The organism is Rhizobium sp. WYCCWR10014, assembly GCF_001657485.1.
Taxonomy (GTDB): domain Bacteria; phylum Pseudomonadota; class Alphaproteobacteria; order Rhizobiales; family Rhizobiaceae; genus Rhizobium.
In genome coordinates this window covers 256,858-279,023 of record NZ_LXFU01000035.1, presented here as the reverse complement: position 1 = coordinate 279,023, position 22,166 = coordinate 256,858, and the positions used below count along the sequence as shown (strand labels likewise).

Annotated in this window: 25 protein-coding genes; 13 read left to right on the top strand and 12 right to left on the bottom strand. The window is 61.9% G+C overall.

Annotated elements, in window-relative coordinates:
* Positions 1–127 precede the first annotated feature (127 nt).
* Genes A6U98_RS15600 through A6U98_RS15580 form a run of 5 tightly spaced genes read right to left on the bottom strand, consistent with a single transcriptional unit; the run spans position 128 to position 5,125 of the window.
* The gene (locus A6U98_RS15600) at positions 128–1,837 is read right to left on the bottom strand and encodes a methyl-accepting chemotaxis protein (protein ID WP_064651188.1); all 1,710 of its coding nucleotides are present in this window, start codon (positions 1,835–1,837) and stop codon (positions 128–130) included.
* 33 nt (positions 1,838–1,870) lie between these two features.
* Positions 1,871–2,380 carry a chemotaxis protein CheW gene (locus tag A6U98_RS15595; protein ID WP_064651186.1) on the bottom strand — a complete coding sequence of 170 codons (510 nt, stop codon included), beginning with the start codon at positions 2,378–2,380 and terminating at the stop codon, positions 1,871–1,873.
* Complete coding sequence (locus A6U98_RS15590; protein WP_064651184.1) at positions 2,377–4,434, bottom strand: chemotaxis protein CheA; 2,058 nt, start codon at positions 4,432–4,434, stop codon at positions 2,377–2,379. The genes A6U98_RS15595 and A6U98_RS15590 overlap by 4 nt, the downstream gene beginning before the upstream one ends.
* Entirely contained in the window at positions 4,431–4,799 is a 369-nt protein-coding gene (locus A6U98_RS15585; protein WP_003552634.1) for a response regulator, read from the bottom strand. Before A6U98_RS15585 ends, A6U98_RS15590 begins: the two co-directional genes overlap by 4 nt.
* On the bottom strand, positions 4,796–5,125 hold the full coding sequence (locus A6U98_RS15580) for an STAS domain-containing protein (RefSeq protein ID WP_064651394.1): 330 nt from the start codon (positions 5,123–5,125) through the stop codon (positions 4,796–4,798). Before A6U98_RS15580 ends, A6U98_RS15585 begins: the two co-directional genes overlap by 4 nt.
* Before the next feature lie 342 nt (positions 5,126–5,467).
* On the opposite strand from A6U98_RS15580, the gene A6U98_RS15575 reads away from it, so the two are divergent.
* Positions 5,468–7,210, top strand: coding sequence for a hypothetical protein (locus A6U98_RS15575; RefSeq protein ID WP_064651182.1), 1,743 nt, complete (start codon positions 5,468–5,470; stop codon positions 7,208–7,210).
* Between the two features lie 135 nt (positions 7,211–7,345).
* Here the strand turns inward: A6U98_RS15575 and A6U98_RS15570 are convergent, their stop codons facing one another.
* Positions 7,346–8,428, bottom strand: coding sequence for a tetratricopeptide repeat protein (locus A6U98_RS15570; protein ID WP_064651179.1), 1,083 nt, complete (start codon positions 8,426–8,428; stop codon positions 7,346–7,348).
* A 10-nt stretch (positions 8,429–8,438) separates the two neighbouring features.
* Positions 8,439–9,092 (bottom strand): thiamine phosphate synthase, encoded by a 654-nt coding sequence (locus A6U98_RS15565; RefSeq protein WP_064651177.1) that lies wholly within the window; start codon positions 9,090–9,092, stop codon positions 8,439–8,441.
* 107 nt (positions 9,093–9,199) lie between these two features.
* Between A6U98_RS15565 and A6U98_RS15560 the strand changes: the two genes are divergently transcribed.
* Positions 9,200–9,964, top strand: a complete 765-nt coding sequence (locus A6U98_RS15560; RefSeq protein ID WP_064651175.1) for a sulfite exporter TauE/SafE family protein — start codon at positions 9,200–9,202, stop codon at positions 9,962–9,964.
* 165 nt (positions 9,965–10,129) lie between these two features.
* Complete coding sequence (locus tag A6U98_RS15555) at positions 10,130–10,390, top strand: metalloregulator ArsR/SmtB family transcription factor (protein ID WP_003542830.1); 261 nt, start codon at positions 10,130–10,132, stop codon at positions 10,388–10,390.
* Positions 10,391–10,595: 205 nt separating this feature from the next.
* Here A6U98_RS15555 and A6U98_RS15550 read toward each other — a convergent pair whose 3' ends face one another.
* On the bottom strand, positions 10,596–10,769 hold the full coding sequence (locus A6U98_RS15550; protein WP_003542831.1) for a DUF465 domain-containing protein: 174 nt from the start codon (positions 10,767–10,769) through the stop codon (positions 10,596–10,598).
* 228 nt (positions 10,770–10,997) lie between these two features.
* Between A6U98_RS15550 and A6U98_RS15545 the strand changes: the two genes are divergently transcribed.
* The 6 genes from A6U98_RS15545 to A6U98_RS15520 all read left to right on the top strand — a co-directional run bounded on the left by A6U98_RS15545 (position 10,998) and on the right by A6U98_RS15520 (position 14,988).
* Entirely contained in the window at positions 10,998–11,201 is a 204-nt protein-coding gene (locus A6U98_RS15545; RefSeq protein ID WP_064651173.1) for a DUF465 domain-containing protein, read from the top strand.
* An 18-nt stretch (positions 11,202–11,219) separates the two neighbouring features.
* The gene (gene purE, locus A6U98_RS15540) at positions 11,220–11,714 is read left to right on the top strand and encodes a 5-(carboxyamino)imidazole ribonucleotide mutase (protein ID WP_011653459.1); all 495 of its coding nucleotides are present in this window, start codon (positions 11,220–11,222) and stop codon (positions 11,712–11,714) included.
* Entirely contained in the window at positions 11,711–12,787 is a 1,077-nt protein-coding gene (locus tag A6U98_RS15535) for a 5-(carboxyamino)imidazole ribonucleotide synthase (RefSeq protein ID WP_064651171.1), read from the top strand. The genes purE and A6U98_RS15535 overlap by 4 nt, the downstream gene beginning before the upstream one ends.
* Positions 12,788–12,951: 164 nt before the next feature.
* On the top strand, positions 12,952–13,077 hold the full coding sequence (gene ykgO / locus A6U98_RS15530) for a type B 50S ribosomal protein L36 (RefSeq protein WP_003566454.1): 126 nt from the start codon (positions 12,952–12,954) through the stop codon (positions 13,075–13,077).
* Positions 13,078–13,189: 112 nt separating this feature from the next.
* Positions 13,190–13,825 carry a hypothetical protein gene (locus tag A6U98_RS15525; protein WP_064651168.1) on the top strand — a complete coding sequence of 212 codons (636 nt, stop codon included), beginning with the start codon at positions 13,190–13,192 and terminating at the stop codon, positions 13,823–13,825.
* A gap of 113 nt (positions 13,826–13,938) precedes the next feature.
* Positions 13,939–14,988: an alpha/beta hydrolase gene (locus tag A6U98_RS15520; protein ID WP_064651166.1), complete on the top strand. Its 1,050-nt coding sequence runs from the start codon at positions 13,939–13,941 to the stop codon at positions 14,986–14,988.
* Here the strand turns inward: A6U98_RS15520 and A6U98_RS15515 are convergent.
* Together A6U98_RS15515 and A6U98_RS15510 are read right to left on the bottom strand one after the other, a co-directional pair.
* Positions 14,940–15,743, bottom strand: coding sequence for an SDR family oxidoreductase (locus tag A6U98_RS15515; RefSeq protein ID WP_064651165.1), 804 nt, complete (start codon positions 15,741–15,743; stop codon positions 14,940–14,942). The genes A6U98_RS15520 and A6U98_RS15515 overlap by 49 nt on opposite strands.
* On the bottom strand, positions 15,740–16,069 hold the full coding sequence (locus A6U98_RS15510) for a nuclear transport factor 2 family protein (protein ID WP_064651162.1): 330 nt from the start codon (positions 16,067–16,069) through the stop codon (positions 15,740–15,742). The genes A6U98_RS15515 and A6U98_RS15510 overlap by 4 nt, the downstream gene beginning before the upstream one ends.
* A 104-nt stretch (positions 16,070–16,173) precedes the next feature.
* Between A6U98_RS15510 and A6U98_RS15505 the strand changes: the two genes are divergently transcribed.
* Complete coding sequence (locus A6U98_RS15505) at positions 16,174–16,539, top strand: winged helix-turn-helix transcriptional regulator (protein ID WP_064651160.1); 366 nt, start codon at positions 16,174–16,176, stop codon at positions 16,537–16,539.
* Positions 16,540–16,564: 25 nt separating this feature from the next.
* On the opposite strand, the gene A6U98_RS15500 is transcribed toward A6U98_RS15505, so the two are convergent.
* A complete protein-coding gene (locus A6U98_RS15500) occupies positions 16,565–17,281 on the bottom strand; it encodes an SDR family oxidoreductase (RefSeq protein ID WP_064651158.1) in 717 nt (238 codons plus the stop codon).
* Positions 17,282–17,397: 116 nt separating this feature from the next.
* Between A6U98_RS15500 and A6U98_RS15495 the strand changes: the two genes are divergently transcribed.
* The 3 genes from A6U98_RS15495 to A6U98_RS15485 all read left to right on the top strand — a co-directional run bounded on the left by A6U98_RS15495 (position 17,398) and on the right by A6U98_RS15485 (position 21,197).
* Positions 17,398–18,252, top strand: a complete 855-nt coding sequence (locus A6U98_RS15495) for a helix-turn-helix transcriptional regulator (protein WP_064651156.1) — start codon at positions 17,398–17,400, stop codon at positions 18,250–18,252.
* Positions 18,253–18,327: 75 nt separating this feature from the next.
* Positions 18,328–20,064 (top strand): gamma-glutamyltransferase, encoded by a 1,737-nt coding sequence (gene ggt, locus A6U98_RS15490; RefSeq protein ID WP_064651154.1) that lies wholly within the window; start codon positions 18,328–18,330, stop codon positions 20,062–20,064.
* 158 nt (positions 20,065–20,222) lie between these two features.
* On the top strand, positions 20,223–21,197 hold the full coding sequence (locus tag A6U98_RS15485; RefSeq protein ID WP_064651152.1) for a threonine/serine dehydratase: 975 nt from the start codon (positions 20,223–20,225) through the stop codon (positions 21,195–21,197).
* A gap of 96 nt (positions 21,198–21,293) precedes the next feature.
* Here A6U98_RS15485 and A6U98_RS15480 read toward each other — a convergent pair whose 3' ends face one another.
* Positions 21,294–22,091: an SDR family oxidoreductase gene (locus A6U98_RS15480; protein WP_064651150.1), complete on the bottom strand. Its 798-nt coding sequence runs from the start codon at positions 22,089–22,091 to the stop codon at positions 21,294–21,296.
* Between the last annotated feature and the right edge of the window lie 75 nt (positions 22,092–22,166).

Genomic DNA, 22,166 nt, shown 5'->3' with positions numbered 1-22,166 from the left:
GCCGGACATCTGTCGATCGCAGCGCCAACGCCTACATGCGTTGGGGGATATTCCCACCTCGGGCCACCGGAGCAGCCCGAGGGAACACATTGAGGCGAAGCGCTCAGCGCTTTCCCCGGGGGAGCGCTTATGCGCTCTCCCTGAAATCGTCGTCGCTGGCGTCTGGACCGCCCATCGACATATCGAGAGCAAAGCCCTTGAGACGCTGCTGCTGAGCCGAAACCGTCTGGCCACGGCCCTGGCCGTTGGCCTGCGGGGCGGACTTGCGGACAGCGGCCGGGGCCTTGATCACCTTGGTCGAAGCTTTTGGCTGCGCCTTGTAGGCGCCGGGCCGTGTGCTGCCTGCCGTATCGACCTTAAAGAAGGCGATCGAGGTCTGCAATTCCTCCGCCTGGGAGGCGAGCTCCTCGGAGGTTGCCGACATCTGCTCGGAAGCGCCGGCATTCTGCTGCGTCACCTTGTCGAGCTGCTGGATCGCTTCGTTGATCTGCGAGGCGCCGATATCCTGTTCGCGGCAGGCCGCACTGATCTCGGAGACCAGTTCCGCCGTCTTGCGGATGTCGGGCACCAGCCGGCCGAGCATGTCGCCGGCATCGGCGGCAGCCTTGACCGTATCGCTCGACATCGAGCTGATTTCGGCGGCAGCCGACTGGCTGCGTTCGGCAAGCTTGCGCACCTCCGAAGCAACGACCGCAAAACCCTTGCCATGCTCACCCGCACGAGCCGCTTCCACGGCAGCGTTAAGGGCGAGAAGGTCGGTCTGGCGGGCGATCTCCTGGACGATGCCGATCTTCTGGGCAATCGTGCGCATGGCGTCGACGGCACGCGTCACCGCTTCACCGCTCATCTCCGCGTCCTTGGCCGACTGGCGGGCGATCTTTTCGGTCTGGGCGGCGTTATCGGCGTTCTGCTTGATGTTGGCGGCCATCTGCTCCATCGAGGCAGAAGCCTCTTCGGCGGAAGCCGCCTGTTCGGTGGCGCCCTGCGATACCTGCTCCGAGCTTGCCGAAAGCTGCTGGCTGCCGGAAGAGACGTTGTCGGCGGCCGACAGTGCGTCGGCGACGACGCCGCGCAGGCGTTCGATCATCGTATTGACGTTGCCCAGAAGTTCGCCGATTTCATCATGGCTGGTGATATCGGCCATCTTGGTCAGATCGCCTTCCGACACTTCGCGCACCACGGTGTTGGCACGGCCGAGACCCTTGCTGATCGTGCTGGCGATCCAGAACGCGGTAAAGGCAGCAATCAGCAGGGCAACGGCGGCGACCGCAACCATCATTGTGCGCGTCGTCGTGTACTGCGCTTCGGCGCCGTCGTCGGCAGCCTTCATACGCTGCTTTTCAAGTGCCAGAATTTCGCTGAGCGTCGAGTCGATGTCGTTGGCAGCGACCCGCGCCGTCGTGACGGAAACGGCATTCGCGCCTTCGGCATTACCAGCCTTCATATATTCCCGGATCTGATCGTCGGCTGCCGTGAAGGTCTTGGAAAGTTCGGCGATGCGCGCCCAGCGCGCCTTGCCTTCTTCCGTGGCCAGCGCCAACACCTGGTTGAAAGCGTCGGTGAAGTCCTTGCGGGCCTGATTGCCCTTCGCGATTGCGCCAGCCGTCTCGTCTGCGCTGCGGGCAGTGAGCAGGTTCTTCTGCTGGCGGATCTCCTCGAGCTGGGCAATGTTGATCTGCTGCGCCAGATCGAGCCGGGCTGCCGGGCCGGTGAGAAGCTTATCGATCGTGTCGTTCAGCGATCCAAGGCTGAAGATACCGTAGGCGGCAGTGCCTACGAGCATCAGAATGATGAAGGTGAACGCGGTCACCAGTTTCGTCTTGATTGTCAGTCGCATGGTCCCCAAACCCCTCGTTGAATTCATTCAGCGTCAATTTGCGGCTCCCGCCGCATCGCGCCTCGATGAAAAAATCGCCTGCAGGTTGGGGAGAATGATGAACTCTCCGCCCCTCTTCACCAGGCAGTTAATGTAATCGGCGCGCCAGCGCATGCCGACACTCGGCGGGGCCTCGCTCGCGGACTTTGCAAGCGTCGTCACCTCGTTCACCTTGTCGGTCCTGAGGCCGACGAGCGTCTGCTCGCCCTGCAGATCGATCTCGATGACGATGATGCGGCTGTCGATCGTCGCCTCCGCCGCTTCCATTCCGAAGGCGAGACGCAGATCGGCGAGCGGAATGACCTTGCCGCGAAAGTTGATGACGCTGGCGACGAAGGGCTGGCTGCCCGGCACCGCGGTCTCAGGAAGCAAGTCCAGGATTTCCTGGACGATGACCGCTTCCAGCGCGAAGGTTTCGCCGTTGAGATCGAAGGTCAGGACCTCGACTTCCTCGGCATAGCTCCAGTGATTGTCAAATCGTTCGGCTGCTGCTGTTGCACTCATCCTGCTACACGCAATTGCGCCTCCTGTTGCTGACCCGCGGCAACCAGGTGCCCGACGTCGAGAATGAGAGCGACGCTGCCGTCGCCGAGAATGGTCGCGCCCGAGAAGGTCGCGACGTTATTGTGCAGTTTCGACATCGACTTGATGACCGTCTGGTGGTCGCCGATGATCTGGTCGACGACGAGGCCGACGCGCTCCGTGCCAGTCGAGATAACGACGACCTTCTGATGCACGTCAGGCTTGGTGCCGGTGCGGAAGAGGTCGCGCAGGCGCAGGAACGGCACCAGGCTGTCGCGCAGCGAGATGAAGCTGCGGCCGCGCGAGCGAAGATCTTCCTCGAGCGACAGTTCGAGGCATTCCTCGACCGCCGAGAGCGGGATGACGTAGCGGCCAGAACCGACGCGCACCAGCAGGCCGTCGATGATGGCGAGCGTCAGCGGGATGCGCAGCGACACTTCCGAACCCTGTCCCGGCACGCTGACGATGTCGATCGCGCCGCGGAGCGCCTCGACCGTCTTCTTGACCACGTCCATGCCGACCCCGCGGCCGGACAGATTGGTGATCGCGGCTGCCGTCGAGAAGCCCGGGGCGAAGATCAGTTGCAGCAGTTCGGAGTCGGAAAGCGGCTGGCCGGGCTGGATGAGGCCGGAGGATTCCGCCTTGGCGCGAACCCGTTCGCGATTGATGCCGCGGCCGTCGTCCTTGATCGAGATGATCACCTCGCCGCCGGCCTGGCGGGCCGAAAGCGTCACCGTGCCGGCTTCGGTCTTGCCTGAGGCAAGCCGATCGGCAGGCGTTTCGAGGCCATGATCGATCGAGTTGCGCACCAGATGCACCAGCGGATCGGCCAGACGCTCGATGACGGTTTTGTCGACTTCGGTGCTCTCGCCCTCCGTCACCAATTCGATCACCTTGCCGGTCTCGCGGGCGAGATCGTGGACGAGGCGGCGGAAGCGGGAGAAGAGGGTGGCGACCGGCACCATGCGCAGCACCATCATCGTGTCGCGCAATTCGCCGGAGAGACGTTCGATTTCTTCCGAGACGGAGCGCAGTGCGATATCGGTGCTGGCGCTGGCGAGCTGGCTGAGGCGCGATTGCGCGATGACGAGCTCGCCGACGCGGTCCATCAGCTCATCGAGACGTTCGGCCGGAACGCGGACATTCTCGGCCGCCTTCGCCTGGCTGACGACGGCGGGCGCCTCGCGCTTGGCCGGAACCGCCTCGACAGGACGGAATTCCGGGACGACAGCGGACGGAACGGACGTAACCGATGCCGCGGCGACAGGGGAAGGTGCAACCTTTTCCTCGACCGGAGCGGCGGTTGCCGCTGCCTGCCCGCTGATCTCCTCGACGCTGAGTTCCATATCGTCGAGCACGAAGATGAAGACGTCGTCGATCGCCGAGCGGTCCTGCTCGCTGGTCAGCGTCACGTCCCAGGAAATGTGGAGTTCCGTTGGAGCCAGCGCGTCGAGGGGCGGAATGGCCGAGGTGTTGGCGCGCACGGTGCATTCGCCGAGATCGCGCAGCTCGTCCAGCAGGCCGAGCGGGTTGGTGCCGTTGGCCATCGAATTGGCGGGCAGGCTGAAGCGGATACGCCAGCTGTTCTTCTTCTTCGCCGCTGCGTCGCGCACGGCGGCGGGTCCGGAAACAGCGGCCGGCGCTGCTGCTGGCGCCGCTTCCTTGCCGCCGACGGCAGCCTGCAGCTGCGCCAGAAGCCTATGCCCGATGTCGCCGTGATCGGCGTCCGGCTGGTCGACCAAGGCTCGCATGTGGTCCTGGGCGGCGAGAACGGCGGCGACGAGTTCGCTGGTCGCAGCGACCTCGCCCTTGCGAACACGGTCGAAGGCTGTTTCGCAATGATGGGTGAAGGCGGCGAGCGCCTCGAAACCGAACATCGCGCCGGAGCCCTTGAGCGTGTGGAGACCGCGGAACACGGCGTCGACGAGATCCTTATTGTCGAGCTGGTGGGTCAGGTCGAGAAGACCGGCCTCGATTGCTTCAAGGCATTCGGCGGCTTCGGTGCGGAATACGGCAACCGGATCGAGCGTACTCATCGTCCGAGAACCTTCTTCACGATCTTCACCAGGCTTTCCGGGTCGAATGGCTTGGTCAGCCAGCCCGTCGCGCCGGCCGCCTTGGCGCGCGCCTTGAGATCGGCGTCCGATTCCGTCGTCAGGAAGATGATCGGAACGCCGGCTTGCGCCGGCAGCTTGCGCAGTTCCTCGATCATCGTCAGACCGTCCATGACAGGCATGTTGAGATCGGTCACGATCAGATCGAAGCTGCTGCCCTTGGCCGTCGCGAGGCCCTCTGCGCCATTGACCGCCTCGGTGACGCTATAGCCGGCATTGGTCAGCGTGACCTTGGTGGTCAGACGAATGCTGGCGGAATCGTCGACAGTCAGGATATTTGCACTCATAACGTCACCTCTTTATGCAACCAGAAATTTGCGTCTTCGTGATCGAAGGATTCGATGAAACCTGCGCGCTCAAGTACCTTCAGGACCGAGCCACAGGCCGGCGAAGAAAGCTTGAACGTCTTTCCCTTGGCCTTTGCTTGCCGGCGCGAGGATTCGATGAGTTGAACGAAACTCAGATCCGCTTCCGCGCCTTCAGGAATGCTGATAATGATTGTATCATTGCTATGAAATTCATCATTAAACTTTAAATATAGTTCGGATACGTTACGAATACTAAGCACGTCCGGTAAATTTATAGATTCGCAATATTGTTTCGGAGTATCCAATGCAGCCTCCTGGGCCAGAAAAATACTTGATGACCCTAAAAGGACTCTCACGGCAGCGTTAATGCAGAGTAAACAGCGGTTGTAGGAAACTGCCGTATAGCGCATTCCCAGACTCCCAATTCTCATCCGGGATAAGTTGTATTTTTTCCTCAAAATTTAGAAATAAATAAAGTAAAAACAGCATGTTGAATTACACCGCGCGACAGTGACCCTTTCACCGGGACCCCATCGACATCTTTCGTTAATCACAACGCTGGCGAGTCCCGCCGCGTTTACCGGACGTTTCCATCCTGCCCGTAAAAATAGAGTCGAATTGCCTGTATTTTAAGAAAAGGTATAAAAGTGGCACACGCTCTGGTATCATCGAACGCTGTAGCCTACATGTCAGGGCGGGACATCAGCCAGACCCTGGAATCTGCTCGTAGCCAGGTCGAGGAACGTTTCCTCGAAGGCGGCACCGTGCTGCTCTCGGTAATGGAGGTCCTCAACCGTCTGTTGAATTCGCTCGAGAGTGTCACCACGACGCTCGACAACAAGGAGGCGAGCGACACCAGCGCCGATCTCCGCGCCACGGTGGAGAGCCTGATGGCGCTGCCCGTCACCGAGGAAAACCGCCAGCAGGCGCTCGTCTCGCTGGCGCATACCGGCAGAGAGCTGCGCAAGCACGTCGCCGACATGCAGGAGACGATGCGTTATCTCAGAACCTTCGCGGTGACCGTGAAGATTACCGGTGCCGGCCTTGCCGAATTCGCCGGCTTCGCCCAGGAGATCCTGGAGCGCATCTATTCCGGCACTGATGAGGTCAATCGTTTCGCCATGCACCTCGACAGTCTCGACAAGGAGGTCAAGCTCGCCGCCTCCTTTGGCGCCGGTGTTTCCAAGGGTTATGCCGATACTGTTCCGGCCGTCGCCGGAGCCCTGCGCGATGATGCCGCCAAGATTGCCGGACACCGCAAGGATCTCGGCGTCATCGCCCGCGAGGTCGGCGCAATTGCCCGCGCCGTCCAGAGCAAGGTCGCCTCGACTCTGTCTGCCCTGCAGATCGGCGATATCACCCGCCAGCGCATCGAGCATGTGCAGGCCACCTTTTCGCTGCTTGAAGATTTCTTTGCTGGCGAGGATGGCGCGAGGCTCGACGCCGGCGCACGCCAGCGCCTTCAGAATGTCATCCACCATCTAACAGCGGCGCAGATGAGCGACATGTGCGCAAATTTCCAGCGGGATTCCGAGAACGTCGTCAAGACGATCGCGAGTTTCGACCACGACATGCGGGAGATTCTCAAGCTGCGCGATCAGATGAGCGGTGAGAGTGGCGAGGCCGGCGGCAACTTCATGCGCGCGCTGGAATCCAGCGTCTCGGCCGCCCATGACATCGTCAAGCAGGTCGATACGGCAAGCCGCCAGGCCGACCAGGTGAGCCAGTCGACGATCGGCACGGCCGCCAAGCTCTCCGAAGCGATTGGCAACATCCGCGCCGTCAAGACCGACATTCACTATATGGCTTTGAATACCAACCTGCGCTGCAGCCGGCTCGGCGAGGAAGGCAAGTCGATCAACGTCGTCACCGCCGAACTGCGCATCTTCGCCGGCAAGCTCGACGATTCCGCCGACGCCATCGTCAACGGCCTGCCGGCGCTCGAAGCCGCGGCCGGGCGCGTCGCCCCAACCACGGATGCCGGATCCGGCAATCTCGGAGAAAGCCTGACCTCGGCCGTCGGCAACATCCGCTCTGCAGCCAACGTGATGGAAAACGAGCTAAAGGTGCTCGCCGAGAACGGTCGCGAGGTCGCCACCAAGATCAGCCTGCTGATCGGCAAGCTCGATTTCCAGCATAATCTGGGCGAAGTCCTTGCCGGCTGCGCCGATATGCTCGAAGCCGTCGCCGGCACCGATGTCGCCGATATCTCCGATCTCGCTGAGACGATCGCGCCGCTCGACCGCAAGATCTTCAAGCACTATACGATGGTCCAGGAGCGCAGCATTCATCGCGGCATCATTCCGGCAAGCGAGGACAGCACCTCCGCTCCCGCCGAAACCGCCAAAGCCGAAAACGATGAAGACCTCTTCGCCGATGCGCTTTTTTAGGTTGGAACGCTACAGCGCCGCACGTCTTTTCAGACGCGCAAAGGATGCTGTAGCCGCATAATGCCTAAATCGATTCAGATTTAAGGGATTATGCAATAGCCCGTCCGCCTCGTCGGCCGGGTTGCCAAGCGGCCGCTATCGCCGCCGGAACTTGTTGGCGGCGTCGATCGCCGCCTTCTGCTGGGTGTCCTCGATGCCGAGATAGAAATCCTCGAGCGCCGGATCGGCGAGCCCGGCCCGGCGTGACAGCACGTACCACTTCGCCGCCTCGATCGGATTGGGCGCCGTGCCGATCGCGTTGATATAGAGATGGGAGAGCTTATTCTGCGCGGCGACATTGCCGCCATTGGCGGCAAGTTTCAGCCATTCGAAGCCCTTGACGTAATCCTTCGGCCCGCCGACGCCGTTGACGAGCCAGATGCCGAGATCGAGCTGGGCCGTGTCGAAGCCGGCGCGCGCCGCGCGTACCATCCATTCGCGGGCGAGCTTCTTCTTTTCCTCCGGTAGGTCCTTCAGCGTCGCATAGATCTGCGCCACGGCATATTGCGAATCGGCAATGCCCTGCTCGGCCGATTTCTCGTAGAACGGCAGCGCGAGCCTCAGTCCCTTCTCGCCGGGATTGTCGGCGATGAGAAGCTGTGCCCAGTTGAATTCCGCCGAAGGATTGCCCGCCTCGGCCGCCTTGTGCATGTAGTCGTCGGCCTTGACCTTGTCACGCGGCACGCCCTCGCCTTCCATCAGGATCAGCGCATATTTGAACATCGCCGCCGCATCGCCGCCTTCGGCCGCCTTGCCGTACCAGAAGGCAGCATTCTTCACGTCCTTCTTGACGCCGAGGCCCTGCGAGAGGATTTCGCCGATCAGCGTTTGCGCCGCCGGATCGCCGAGCTGGGCGCGCGGCAGCGCCTTGTCCATTGCCGTCAGGTAATAACCGCGCTGGAAGGCGCCGTAAGCCTCGTCGATCGGCCCCTTGTAATCCTTCTCCGGCGGCAGGTCCGGCAGCTTCGCGCCCATGCGGTCGAATACGCCGACACCATCGGAGGGTTGCACGCCCGGGCTGGAAGGCCGGTCGGTGCGGAAGGTCGAAGCCGGCCCCGTGCTCGGCTGGCTGATGACGCTGTCCGGCGCCTGCGCCAAGGCAACATCCGGCCCGGCCGCAACGAGGGCGGCCATGCCAGCGAGGAGATATTTCAAAAGACGGACGGGCGGGATCGGCATGAGCGCGATTTCAATCCTCAAACCGTGGCGCTTTTTCGTCAAGCAACGCATTGATCTCGGCGACGATAGCCGGCGCCCTGGCGGGCTCGGCGAAAACCGCCAGCCGCATCGCCACGAACTCCGCTCCGGTCTCGGCGACGGCGAGCGCCGAGGCCGGATCGGTGCCGCCCATGACGATGCAGGGAATCTCGATCATCGAGGCCCACCATTCGCCGAGCGCGAGGTTCTTGGGATGCGCCTCCGGCTTGATGTCGCCATCGAGCTTGCCGAAAAAGATATAGTCCGGCCTGACTTCGCCGATCTCCAGCGCATGGTGCCGGTCGGCCGCGTTGCCGCCGCCGACGATCAGCTTCGGCGCATGTTTGTCGATCGCTTCCGAAAGTGCCTCCGCATTGCCGGAAAGGTGCAGGCCGTCGGCCTTCGCCCGGCCTGCGACACGGCTATCGCCTGCAATCAGCGCGGCGGCGCCAGCGCCCTGGATCAACGGCACCAGCTTTTCGGCATGTTTCTGGAAGGTGCCGTCGTCGAGCCCGTATTGCGGCACGATCACCGAAGCGACATCGCCGCCCTTCAACGCATCGGCGACGATCTTTGCCTGTTCATCGGCGTCGGCGATATCGGCTACGATGAGCACAAGGCGGCAGCGGTTTTCCGGTTCGGTCATGGGGTCTTTCCGTTTCCTGCGAATTCCCCTTCGAAATGAGGGATCCACACTCGTTTTGTGTGAGTAGTTCCGTTAGACGAGGCTGGCAAGAGGAGGACGTCGAAAGCATGCCGCAGGATTTGTCATTCTACTACGCCGCCGTGCCCGCCGTTCTGCTGGTGGGCCTCGCAAAGGGCGGCATGGGCGACGCTTTGTCGCTGATCGGCTTACCCTTCCTCGCCCTCGTCGTCTCGCCGGTCGAGGCGGCGGCCATCCTGCTGCCGATCCTGGTTTTCATGGACATGATCTCGCTCGTCATCTGGCGCAAGCATGGCGACTGGGCGACGCTGAAGATCATGCTGCCGGGCGCGGTCTTCGGTATCGCGCTGGGCTGGGCGACCTCGGCGCTGGTTCCGGGCAACATGCTGCGCATCGTCATCGGCGCGGTGACCATCTTCTTCTGCTTGCGCTATTTCTGGAACAATTTCGGCCCGGGCGCCGGCAAGGTGATCCCGCCGCGCGGCCAGCGGCCGGTAGCCGCCAGCCTCTGGGGGACATTTTCCGGTTACGGCAGCTTCGTTGCCCATGCCGGCGGTGCGCCCTTCCAGATTTATGCCCTGCCGCTCAAATTGCAGCCACGCGAATATACCGGCACCAGCGTGCGCTTCTTCGCGATCCTCAACGCTATCAAGCTGATCCCCTATTTCGCACTAGGCCAGCTCGACACCCAGAACCTTGCAACCTCCGCGACGCTTCTGCCCTTTGCCCCGCTCGCCACCATTGCCGGCGCCTGGTGCGTGCGCCGCATGAGGCCACAGATCTTCTATCCCTTCATGTATGCAATGGCGCTGATCGCCGCCTTCCTGATCGTGCGCGAGGGCCTTGGCTGGTAGAGCCCTACAGCGCCGCGTATCTCTTCAGACGCACAAAGGACGCTGTAGCACTTTGAATTGCTGCATAATTCCTTACATCGATCTCGATTTAAGGAATTATGCAGCAACACGCTGCAATGCACAATTTCCTTGCTGGCGCGGCCGGTTTGACGTAGCGTTCCCGTCATGTCGAACACAGACCCTTTCTCTGCGATTGCCGATCCGAACCGGCGGTTTCTGCTGGAGGAATTGCGTCGCGCGCCACGGACGGTCAATGAGCTCGCCGAAGGCCTGCCGATCAGCCGTCCTGCTGTTTCGCAGCACCTGAAGGCGCTTCTCGACAGCAATCTCGTTTCCGTGACCTCGGAAGGCACCAAACGCATCTACACGGTCAACAACCGCGGCTTCGACAAGCTCAATTTGTGGCTGGATCAGTTCTGGGCCTGATGCAGGTTCCCGCAAGATCTGGGGATACGATGCGATCATAAGAACGCGATGTGAGACGCGACAGACCCAAAAGCGCCAGCCACGATGCCGGATGCATCGGACTGGCGCAAATATGGTGTCAAATCACCGGTTCTTGCAAATTTTTGGTGGAATGGATGGATTTACCTTGTTGCGCAAGATGATCGCCCGGCGACCCTTGGGAAGATTAGTGGACGGATGACTTAAGACGCTGAATCTCGTCCTTGATGCGCAGCTTGCGGCGCTTGCATTCGGCAAGTTCCGTATCGGAAATAGAGGGAGATGTTCTGAGCGCGTGCAACTCTTCCTCGAGAGCGACATGCTTTTTCTGTAGTGACTCAAGATGAGCTTGAACAGTCATATGACCCTTCCTTCCTCTTACCCTCCCCGGCCAACATCGTCGGGGATCAAGGTGTCAACGGGCGGGACTGTGACACATTTTTGAAGGCTTGTCGAAGGCCAAAAGATGAAGACTGGATGGCAATTTCATGATCAAGACTAACTAGCCGTTACCTGTATTTGGTGATAGGAGCTTGCGGAAATCATCGCCAGATCGGACAAGGTCCAGGGACGATAACGGGGAATGCATATGGCGGATCAGGAACAGGCGGAAATCAGGCTCATAGTGGCGCGTCTGCGCCAGGAGCACGAGGATTTCGACGCCGCGATCAACGCCATGATCCTAACCGGATGCGATGCTCTGCGGATCCAGCGCATGAAAAAGAAAAAACTCGTTATCAAGGACAAGCTCTCCAAGCTGGAAGATCAGATCATCCCTGACATCATCGCCTGAGAGGGAATAGCAGCAACGATGACAGACAGACCACCCGTCGCCATCATCATGGGCAGCCAGTCCGACTGGGAGACCATGAAAAACGCCGCCGACACGCTGGAGGCGCTGGAAATTCCCTATGACGCGCGCATCATTTCGGCGCACCGCACAGTCGACCGGCTGGTCAATTTCGCCAAGGGCGCACGCGCGGAGGGCTTCAAGGTCATCATCGCCGGCGCCGGCGGCGCCGCCCATCTGCCGGGTATGACCGCCGCGATGACGCCGCTGCCGGTCTTCGGCGTGCCGGTCCAGTCGAAAGCCCTGTCTGGCCAGGACAGCCTCCTTTCCATCGTGCAGATGCCGGCCGGTATTCCTGTCGGTACGCTCGCCATCGGCAAGGCCGGCGCGGTCAACGCCGCCCTTCTCGCCGCCGCGGTGCTTGCCCTTTCCGACGAAGAAATTGCCGACCGGCTCGACGAATGGCGCGAGCGCCAGAGTGCTGCCGTCGCCGAATACCCGATGGACGATCTATGACGGCAAGAACGATCGGCATTATCGGCGGCGGCCAGCTCGGCCGCATGCTGGCCATTGCCGCCGCCCGGTTGAATTTTCGCACGGTCATCCTCGAGCCGCAGGCAGACTGCCCGGCCGCCCAGCTCGCCAACCGACAGATTACCGCCGCCTATGACGATCCCTCGGCGCTGGCCGAACTCGCCGATATCTGCGACGTCGTCACCTACGAATTCGAGAACGTGCCCGTCGCAGCCGCCGAAAGGCTCTCGGCGAGCGTGTCCGTCTATCCGCCGCCGAAGGCGCTGGAAGCCGCCCAGGACCGCCTCGTCGAAAAGCGCTTTCTCAATGGCTGCGGCATATCGACCGCCCGCTTCCACACGATCGACAGCCAGGCCGACCTTGAGACGGCACTGAAGGATTTCGGCGGCCAGGGCGTGCTGAAAACCCGCCGTCTCGGTTATGACGGCAAGGGCCAGAAGGTTTTCCGCTCGGCGGCAGACAGCCCGGATGGCGCCTATGCAGCACTTGGCGGCGTGCCGCTCATCCTCGAAAGCTTCGTCGCCTTCGAGCGCGAGGTCTCGATCATCGCCGCCCGCGCCACCGACGGAACGCTCGTCTGCTTCGATCCCGCCGAGAATGTCCACCGCAACGGCATCCTCCACACCTCGACGGTTCCCGCTGCGATCTCTGCGCCGGCGGCGGACGCCGCGCGGCAATCGGCGGAGAAAATCCTTGCCGCATTGAACTATGTCGGCGTCATCGGCATCGAATTCTTCGTGCTTGCCGATGGTGGTCTGATCGCCAACGAGATGGCGCCGCGTGTCCACAACTCCGGTCACTGGACGGAAGCCGCCTGCGTCGTCAGCCAGTTCGAGCAGCATATTCGCGCCGTCGCCGGCCTGCCGCTCGGCAATGCCGAGCGCCATTCCGACTGCGTCATGCAGAACCTGATCGGCGACGATATTCTTGCCGTTCCGGACTGGCTGCGGCGCCCCGATACGCTGGTTCATCTCTATGGCAAGACCGAGTGGCGCCCCGGCCGCAAGATGGGCCATGTCACCACCTTGACGCCGAAATCGCCGGTTTTGGCCTGAGAAAACACCCCTGCGCCTTGGGAAAAACACCTTCATGTGGTTGACACGGAAAAGGTGACGGGGTATCTGCTCCCCCACCTAAACAGCGCGCCCGATGGCGCGCTTTTGATTGTTAAAGATACGGGCGAATGTGAATTCCCCCATAGAGATCGCGGATCAGAAAAATGAAGATCAAGAATTCGCTCAAGTCGCTCAAGGCTCGTCACCGTGACAACCGTCTGGTTCGCCGCAAGGGCCGCATCTACATCATCAACAAGCTGAACCCGCGCTTCAAGGCTCGTCAGGGCTGATTTCGCGCGTCCGGATCGCCCTGCCGCGTGAGCTTGCGCCGGCAGATGTATCCGGTGGGTCGCTGCGGTGATCACGTCAAATTTGTTTGATCTTCGGCGCTGGCGGGCTAATATGCCCGCCATGCGCTTTTTTGCTTTGACATCAGCGGCGCTGCCGCTCGCCATCATTCTGCTCACCTCCTCCTTTCCGGCCGCTGCCGCGGAAAAGCCGGCCGCCGCCACGAAAAAGGAGGTTATCGTCGAGCAGGCGGATGCCAACAATTCGCCGAAGCAGCACCTCGACCAGCTCTTCAGCCAGCTGAAGCGTGAACGCGATCCCGAAAAGGCCAGTGGCATCGCCAATGAAATCCGCATGGAATGGAACGATTCCGGCAGCGCCACCGTCAATCTGCTCATGCAGTGGGCCGACAAGGCGATCGAGGAAAAGCGCAACCCTGCCGCCCTCGATTTCCTCGACGAGGCGATCGCGCTGAAGCCCGATTATGCCGAAAGCTGGAACCGCCGCGCCACGCTGAATTTCGTCATGGGAAATTATCGCAAGTCGATGTCCGACATCGAACGTGTGCTCGATCTCGAGCCGCGCCATTTCGGCGCGCTCTCCGGCATGGCGGCGATCCTCAGCAATTCCGGCAACGACCAGCTGACCTTGAAGGCGTGGGAGCGTTTTCTCGATATCTATCCCGCCGAACGCACCGCGCAGGAACAGGCCAACACGCTTGCGGAAAAACTTGCCGGCAACCGCACCTGATTCCCGGTCGGTGACCTTGACGTCGGATCGCGCTGCACAATTTTAGAATGGAGAGGGAACGATGTGGCGGTTGTCCGCCTCAAGTCATCCCGCAATTATCGGTCGTTGAGATCATGCTTGCAGAAGTTTCCGCTCTTCTCGCCCCGCTCGCCGCCGCCATCGGTTACTCCACTTATAAGGCACGGCAATTCGAACACGCCTATCCGAATATCGGCGAACTGACGGATGTCGGCGGCTACCGCATGAATGCCGTCCACGTCGAGCGTCCCGAAAATGCGGATCTGCCGGCGCTGGTCTTCATTCACGGCGCCAGCGGCAATCTGCTCGACCAGGTCGTTGCCTTCCGCGCCGCACTCGAAGGCCGGGCAGAAATGCTCTTCGTCGATCGTCCCGGTCATGGCTATTCCGAACGTGGCGGCCCTGAGAACGGCGTCCCCTCCGGCCAGGCAGATGCAATCGCCAGGCTGATGGAGAAGCGTGGCATCGGGAAGGCAATCATCGTCGGCCATTCCTTCGGCGGCGCGATCACCGCCGCCTTCGGCCTGCGCCATCCTGACAAGACCGCCGGCCTGCTCTTCCTCGCGCCCGCCACCCATCCCTGGCCGGGCGGTATCGACTGGTACTATCATGTGGCGACCGTGCCGGTCCTCGGCTGGCTCTTCAACCATGCGATCGTCGTGCCGCTCGGGCTGAGCCGGCTGGAGCGCGGCACGCTGAATGTCTTCCGTCCCAATCCGCGCCCGGCCGACTACATTGAAAAAACCGGTCCGTCGCTCGTATTGCGCCCTGGCGCCTTCCAAAACAATGCAGCCGATTTCAAAAGACTGCTCGCCTATGTGAAGGAGCAGTCGCTGCTCTATTCGCAGATCACCGCGCCGACCGTCATCATAACGGGCGACAGCGACGAGATCGTCTGGGAACACCTGCACTCGCGCGGCCTTGCCCGCGATATATCAGGCTCGGAGCTCATCACCGTTCGCGGCGTCGGCCACAAGCCGGATTACCTTGCAACCGATGTCGCCATCGCCGCCATGGAGAAGATATCAGGCAAGCCGCGCGACCTGCAGGCAATCGCACGGAGAGCCGAAGAAAGGCTTGTCGCCTCTTCACGCGATCAGACGGTCGGAACCGTACCGCCGTCGATCGTATATTCGGCGCCGTGAATGAAGGCCGCACGCGGCGACGCCAGAAAAGCAACAAGTTCGGCCACGTCGTCGGGGTGCCCCGGCTTGCCGAGCGGAATGCCGCCGAGCGAATCCATCAACATTTGCCGGCCGCCCTCCTCATCTATGCCCGCCTCGTCGGCGATGCGTCGGATCAACGCCGTGGCTGCCGTCGTTTCGATAAAGCCCGGCGCGATAGTATTTACTCTGACGCCCTTCGGTCCAACCTCCTTCGATAGCCCCTTGCTGTAATTTGAAAGCGCCGCTTTCGCCGCCGCATAGGCAAGTGTCGCCTCGTGGAGCGGCAGCCGCCTCTGGATCGACGACACATGGATGATGACGCCATGGCCGCGCTCGATCATGCCGGGCAGAAACGCCCGGTCGAGCCGCACCGGCGTCAGCAGGTTGGCGGCGATATCCGCCTGCCAATGTTCGTCGGCAAGGGCTGCAAAGCCACCGCTCGGCGCCGACGATCCGCCGACATTATTGATAAGGATATCAAGCCCGCCGAATGCCTCGAATATCCGTTGAACGAGGGTCTTCACGCCGGCAGTGGTGCTGATGTCGGCTTGCACGAACAGATCAGGCGCCTGGCCCTCCGGCAGCGGCGAACGCGCCGTCGTCGCGACCCGGCCGCCGGCCGCCGAAAGGCGAGCAACGATCGCCTCGCCCATGCCCTTGGTGCCGCCGGTGACGAGAATGCGCTTGCCGGAAAATTCGCTTGGATCGAAGGGGAATCCTGGAGCGATCGTCATGCGCCGATCTCCAGATGGATGATGGACTGGCCGTCCAGCGTGAAGTGGTAGTGGAGTGTCGCCGGGCTGCCCGGAAAATTGCCGGCCACAAGGGCAGAGACGATCGGCTGAGCCTCCGTCCCTGCCAGACCGGTAACTTCGACCGTGACGCCGTATTTGCGTGTCGTCTTTTCCATCCAGTCGCGGATCGCCGCATGGCCGTGCATGTCCTCGCCCTCGTCACGCACATCTGCGTCCTCGTTAAAGGTCGAAAGCATGCCATTTATGTCCTTGCGGTTCTTCGCGGCGAAATAGGTCGGCAGCGGTTTCGGGAGTTCTATAGTCATGAAAGATCCTCTCTTCTTGCCTTGGAAAGAGGATGGCGATAGGCTTACGAAATAACAAGAACCTACAAAAAAGTATGGTACTTACCAAAAAGTAAGGTAGTCGGATGACACCCTATTCCGCCGCGACCGGCGTCGAAAACGTGCTGAAAATTCTGGAGGGACGCTGGAAGCTGATCATTCTCTTCCACCTCTTCGGCGGCAAGACCCTGCGCTTCTCCGATCTAGAACGCGCCATTCCGGCGATTTCGCAGAAGATGCTGATCCAGCAGCTCCGGCAGATGGAGGCGGACGGCATCATCCGCCGTATCGTTCATCATCAGGTGCCGCCCAAGGTCGAATATTGTCTGACCGATTGGGGCCAGGCGCTCTGCCCGGCGCTCGATGCGCTGCTGAAATGGGCGGCACTGAAGGACCGCGATCTCTCCGGCATGGAATTTCCCGCCGACGAAACCATCGGCGGGACCGTCTGAAAACCGCTCACCTTTTTCAGCATCTTTAGGCGCCGAGACGCACGCCGCCGTCGCAGGTGATGACGTGGCCGCTCATGAAGCCGTTTCCGATCAGGAAGGCAATCGCCTGCGCGATATCCTCCGGCCTGCCGACACGGCCGACCGGGGTGCGGCCGGCGAAATCCGCAAAGACGTTGCTGCGCTGCTCGGGCGGCAGGAAACTCCACCACGGCGTATCGACGACCCCAGGCGAAACGCCGTTGACACGCAACGGCTTCAACTCGGCGGCAAGCACCGGCACCATCGCCTCGATGCCGGCATTGACGGCCGCGAGTCCAGCCGTGCCAGGCATCGCTGCCTGCGCGCTGACCGCCGAAACGAAGGTGATGCTGCCGCCCGGCTGCAGCAGCGGCAGTGCCGCCTGGGCTGCCGCTGCATGCGGGATGAGCTTGGTCTGAAAACCGGCAAGCAGATCCGCCATGTCGAGCGTCGCGAAGGGTCCGGCGCCGTGACCGCTGCCCATCGCCAGCACGAGATGACCGAATGCGCCGACCCCGTCAAAAGCCTCCCCGAGGCTGGAAAGCTCCGCCGCATCGAGCACGAGGCTACGCGGATCGCCCTCAAGCGATGCCTTCGCCGCGGCAAGCTTTTCGCCGTCGCGGCCGGCAATGGTGACCGTGTATCCCTGTTTCAAAAGTAATTTCGCCGTGGCAAGACCGATGCCGGAAGAACCGCCGATGACGACCACATGCTGCAAAGACATGATGCTGCTCCTTGAATTGATCGAGCCGCAGGCGCTTCAACCACCTGCGACACGTCAATCATGCGCGGCCCGCAATCGGCAAACAGTTCCAGTTTTATCCTGGTATCAATACTGATATGGTTCCCGACATGGACCAGAGATCCGACACATTCGAGGCCCGCCGCCGTGAATTCGCAGCCTTCCTGCGCTCCCGCCGTGAGCGGCTGACGCCCTCCGAGGTTGGCCTGCCGGAGGGGTTTCGCCGACGCACGCCGGGTCTCCGCCGCGAAGAGCTCGCCATGCTCGCCGGGGTCGGCACCACCTGGTACACCTGGCTGGAACAGGGCCGCGACATCAGGCCCTCCATGCAGGTGCTCAACGCTCTTGCCGATGCGCTGCGCCTCGACGAGGCTGAACGCCGGCATCTCTTCACCCTCAACAATCGGCAAGTGCCGCAGGCAGTCTCGTCCGCACCCGAATGCGTCGACGAGCCGCTGCAGCGCATGCTAACCAACTTGACCCATCAACCGGCCTATGTGCTCGGCCGCCGATGGGACGTGCTCGCCTGGAACCGCGCCGCCGACGTGCTTTTCGGCGGCTATGACACGCTCGACCGCGACGAGCGCAACATCATGCATCGTCTCTTCGCCGACCCGGCGCATCGCCGGCTGCTCGTCGATTGGGAATCGGTTGCACGCGTCTCGCTGGCAATGTTTCGCGCAGACAGCGCGCGTTATGCCGGCGATCCGGATTTCGAGCGGCTGATCGCGCTGCTGAAACAGGCAAGCCCGGAATTTCGCGACTGGTGGCAGCGCCACGAGGTCATCAGCCCATTATCCGGCATCAAGCGCATCGACCATCCCGCCAAGGGCCGCATGTCCTTCGAACATACCGGCCTGACACTGACGAACCGGCCGGAGATGAAGCTCATCGTCTATACGCCGCTCGATGACGACGACACCAACAGGAAACTCGCCGAGCTTCTCGCATAAAGCGAATTCCTTGCATTGCCTCAAGCTCCGGCAGTCCCATATGTTTTTCCATCACGATCCATAGGAGGGGAAATCATGGGCCGCCTGCATATCGGGACGATCTCCGTCATATCAGCACTGTCGCTGAGCCTGACCTCGGCTTTCGCCGCCTCGCCTGCGCCCGTCGAAGCCGAGCACGGCATGGTCGTCACCGCCCAGCATCTGGCGACCGATGTCGGCGTCGAAGTACTGAAAAGCGGCGGCAATGCCGTCGATGCGGCGGTCGCCGTCGGTTATGCGCTGGCGGTCGTCTATCCCTCGGCCGGCAATCTCGGCGGCGGCGGCTTCATGACCATCCGCCTGAAAGACGGCACCAAGACCTTCCTCGATTTCCGCGAACGCGCGCCGCTTGCCGCCACGAAGACCATGTATCTCGATGCCAAGGGCGATATAGTGCCGCGTGCCAGCCTCGACGGTTATCTTGCCGTCGGCGTGCCGGGCTCCGTCATGGGCTTCGAGACCGCGCGCGAGAAATACGGCACCAAGTCGCGCCAGGATCTTATCGCGCCGGCGCTCCGCTTCGCCAAGGAAGGTTTCACGCTGGAACAGGGCGACGCTGCAAGTTTCGCCGGCAGCGCTAAGCGCCTCGCCAAGGACGAGGAGGCGACGAAGATCTTCCTGAAACCCGACGGTAAATCCTATGCATCGGGCGAAAAGCTCCAGCAGCCGGATCTCGCCACAGTCTTGGCCGCCATCTCCGAAAAAGGCCCCGACGCCTTCTACAAGGCCGCGCCCGCCGAAGCGATCGTCAAGGCGAGCCAGGCCAAGGGCGGTATCCTCGCCAAGGAGGATTTCGAGCAATATGCCGTGCGCGAACTGAAGCCGATCGAGTGCAATTACCGCGGCTACGACATCATCTCCTCGCCGCCGCCTTCCTCCGGCGGCGTGATCATCTGCGAGATCCTCAACGTTCTGGAAGGATACCCGCTTTCCTATCTCGGCTATAACTCGGCCGAAACCGTGCACATCATGGTCGAGGCGATGCGCTACGCCTATGTCGATCGTAACGCAGCCCTCGGCGATCCCGATTTCGTCGAGAACCCGGTCGCCAAGCTTCTCGACAAGAAATATGCCTTGGAAACTGCCGCCAAGATCGATCCCTACAAGGCCGGCACCTCGGCGAACCTGAAGCCGCTCGGCGGCAAGGAAAGCACCGAGACGACGCATTATTCGATCATCGACGACGAGGGCAATGCGGTTGCCGTCACCTATACGCTGAACGGCTCCTTCGGTGCAGCCGTGGTGGCGCCTGGCACCGGCGTCCTGCTCAACAACGAGATGGACGATTTCACCTCCAAGCCCGGCGTGCCGAACCTCTACGGACTGGTGCAAGGCGAAGCCAATGCCATCGCGCCGAAGAAGACGCCGCTCTCCTCGATGAGCCCGACGATCGTCACCCGGGACGGCAAGCCCTTCATGGTGATCGGCAGCCCCGGCGGCTCGCGCATCATCACCATCACGCTGGAAGCGATCCTCAATGTCGTCGATTTCGGCATGGATATCAGCCAGGCGGTCAACGCCCCGCGTCTCCATCATCAGTGGCAGCCCGACAAGGTCTATCTCGAACCCTATGCGCTGTCCCCCGATACCGAAAAGACGCTCGCCGCCATGGGCTACAGCTTCGATGGTGGCAATGACGCGCCGCAATGGGGCCAGGCCGCCGGCATCCTCGTCGGCGGCAAAAGCCTTGCGGCCATCGAAAAGGGTGGCGGCGCCCGCTACAATGGCGCCATGGACAGCCGCGCAACGGAAGGGTCGGCAAGCGGCTACTGACGCTTTCGGGGATCGCCTGGTCAAACAGTCGGTGGAAAGCGCAACGCGGCTAAAGACGCAGAGGTGGCACCATTCATGTCACCGTGACAAAGTCGCCGTTCACAATTGACTTGCCGCGCCCTATGCATGGGCGAACCCGCAAGCAGAAAGATTCCCGAATGGCCAGCATTGAAATGATTGTCGCAGCCCGCGCCCGTCTGCGCGGTCATGCAAGGCGCACGCCGCTTCTCTCCTCCCCTTTCCTCGATGAGATAGGCGGCCGGCGTCTGTTCGTGAAAGCGGAATGTCTGCAGCATTCCGGCTCGTTCAAGTTTCGCGGCGGCTGGTCGGCCGTCTCCGGCCTCGACGCTGCGTTACGCTCGAAGGGCGTCATCGCCTTCTCCTCCGGCAACCACGCCCAGGGCGTTGCGCTTGCTGCCAAGCTGCACAATATCCCCTCCGTCATCATCATGCCGAGCGATGCGCCGAAGCTGAAGATTGACAATACCCGCGCCTTCGGCGCCGAAGTGGTGCTCTACGATCGCGTCAACGAGGATCGCGACGAGATCGGCGCGAGGCTTTCGGCCGAGCGCGGCCTGACGCTGATCAAGCCCTTCGACGAACCACTGGTCATCGCCGGTCAGGGCACGACCGGTCTCGAAATCTCCGAACAGGCCGAAGAGGAAGGCGTGACATCAGCCGAAGTCCTCGTGCCCTGCGGCGGCGGCGGATTGACCTCCGGCATCGCGCTCGCCCTTGAAGCCAGCGCGCCCGGCTTTCGTGTCCGCCCCTGCGAGCCCAGGGATTTCGACGACACCACCCGCTCGCTCGCCTCCGGTAAGATCGAACGCAACGCGGCGGTATCGGGCTCGATCTGCGATGCGATCGTCACGCCGCAGCCGGGCAACATCACCTTCCCGATCCTCAAGCGCCTCGCGGGCCCGGGCATCGTCGTCACCGACGAGGAGGCGCTGCGCGCTATGGCGCTCGCCTTCACGCGGTTGAAGATTGTCGTCGAGCCTGGCGGTGCCGTGGCGCTCGCCGCCGCCCTTTTCCACGGCGACGCGTTAGAAAGCGACACGATCGTCGCCGTCACCTCGGGTGGCAATGTCGATGCCGATATCTTCGCCACGGCGCTCGAACGGTTCGGCTAGACAGCGCAGGTACAAGGTTGCAATCGGCCGCAAATGCCGTGAACGCTCTTGGGCCATCCACAGCACCTGCTGTGGATGATTTTTTATCGGCAAACGTCACGCGATTTTATAGCGCTCCGCCGGCATGCTGCGAGACAGGTTCGGCATCAGCGCTTCGCGCGCCTGCTCGTAGGCGGCAAGCAGACCGGCATCCTCGAGCGACGGTATGGTCGCGAATTCGCCCTGCCCGAGGCCTACGAGCGACGCATCGACCATATCCTCCGCCGACATCACGATCTCATTGGGCAGGTGTTCGACTGGCGTGCCGGCGATGCCCCAGAATTCTGTTGCGGTGGCGCCGGGCAGCACGGCCTGCACGCGGATGTTCTTGTCCGCCAGTTCGTGCTTCAGCGACTGGCTGAAGGCGAGTACGAAGGCTTTCGTACCGCCGTAAACGCCGTTCAGCAGCTCCGGCGCGATCGCGACGATGGAGGAAATATTGATGATCGTACCGCCGCCGCGTGCGACGAAACCCGGCACGACAGCATAGGTCAGCCGCGTCAGTGCCGTGACGTTGAGCTCTATCATCTCCTGCATCTTGTCGACATCGGCGGAAAGCAGCGGCGCAGTTCCACCGACACCGGCATTGTTGACCAGAAGCGTGACGCTCCGGTCTTCCCTGAGCACCCCTTCGATGCGGGCGAGATCGGCCCGGTTGCCGAGATCGGCAACGACAGTCTCGACCGTCCGGCCGGTCTCTTCGGTCAGCCGGCTTGCCAGCGCCTTCAGCCGCTCGCCGTTGCGGGCGACGATGATGAGGTCGTAACCCTGCTTCGCCAGCCTGTGGGCATAGATTGCGCCGATGCCCGAGGATGCGCCTGTCACCAGCGCCGTACCCTTATGTTCCTGCGTCATATCCGTCTCCTTGCATGCGCTGACCCAATGCCTTGCGCTTGAGGAGAGTCTTACGCCCGATTGCGCCTGTCCTGA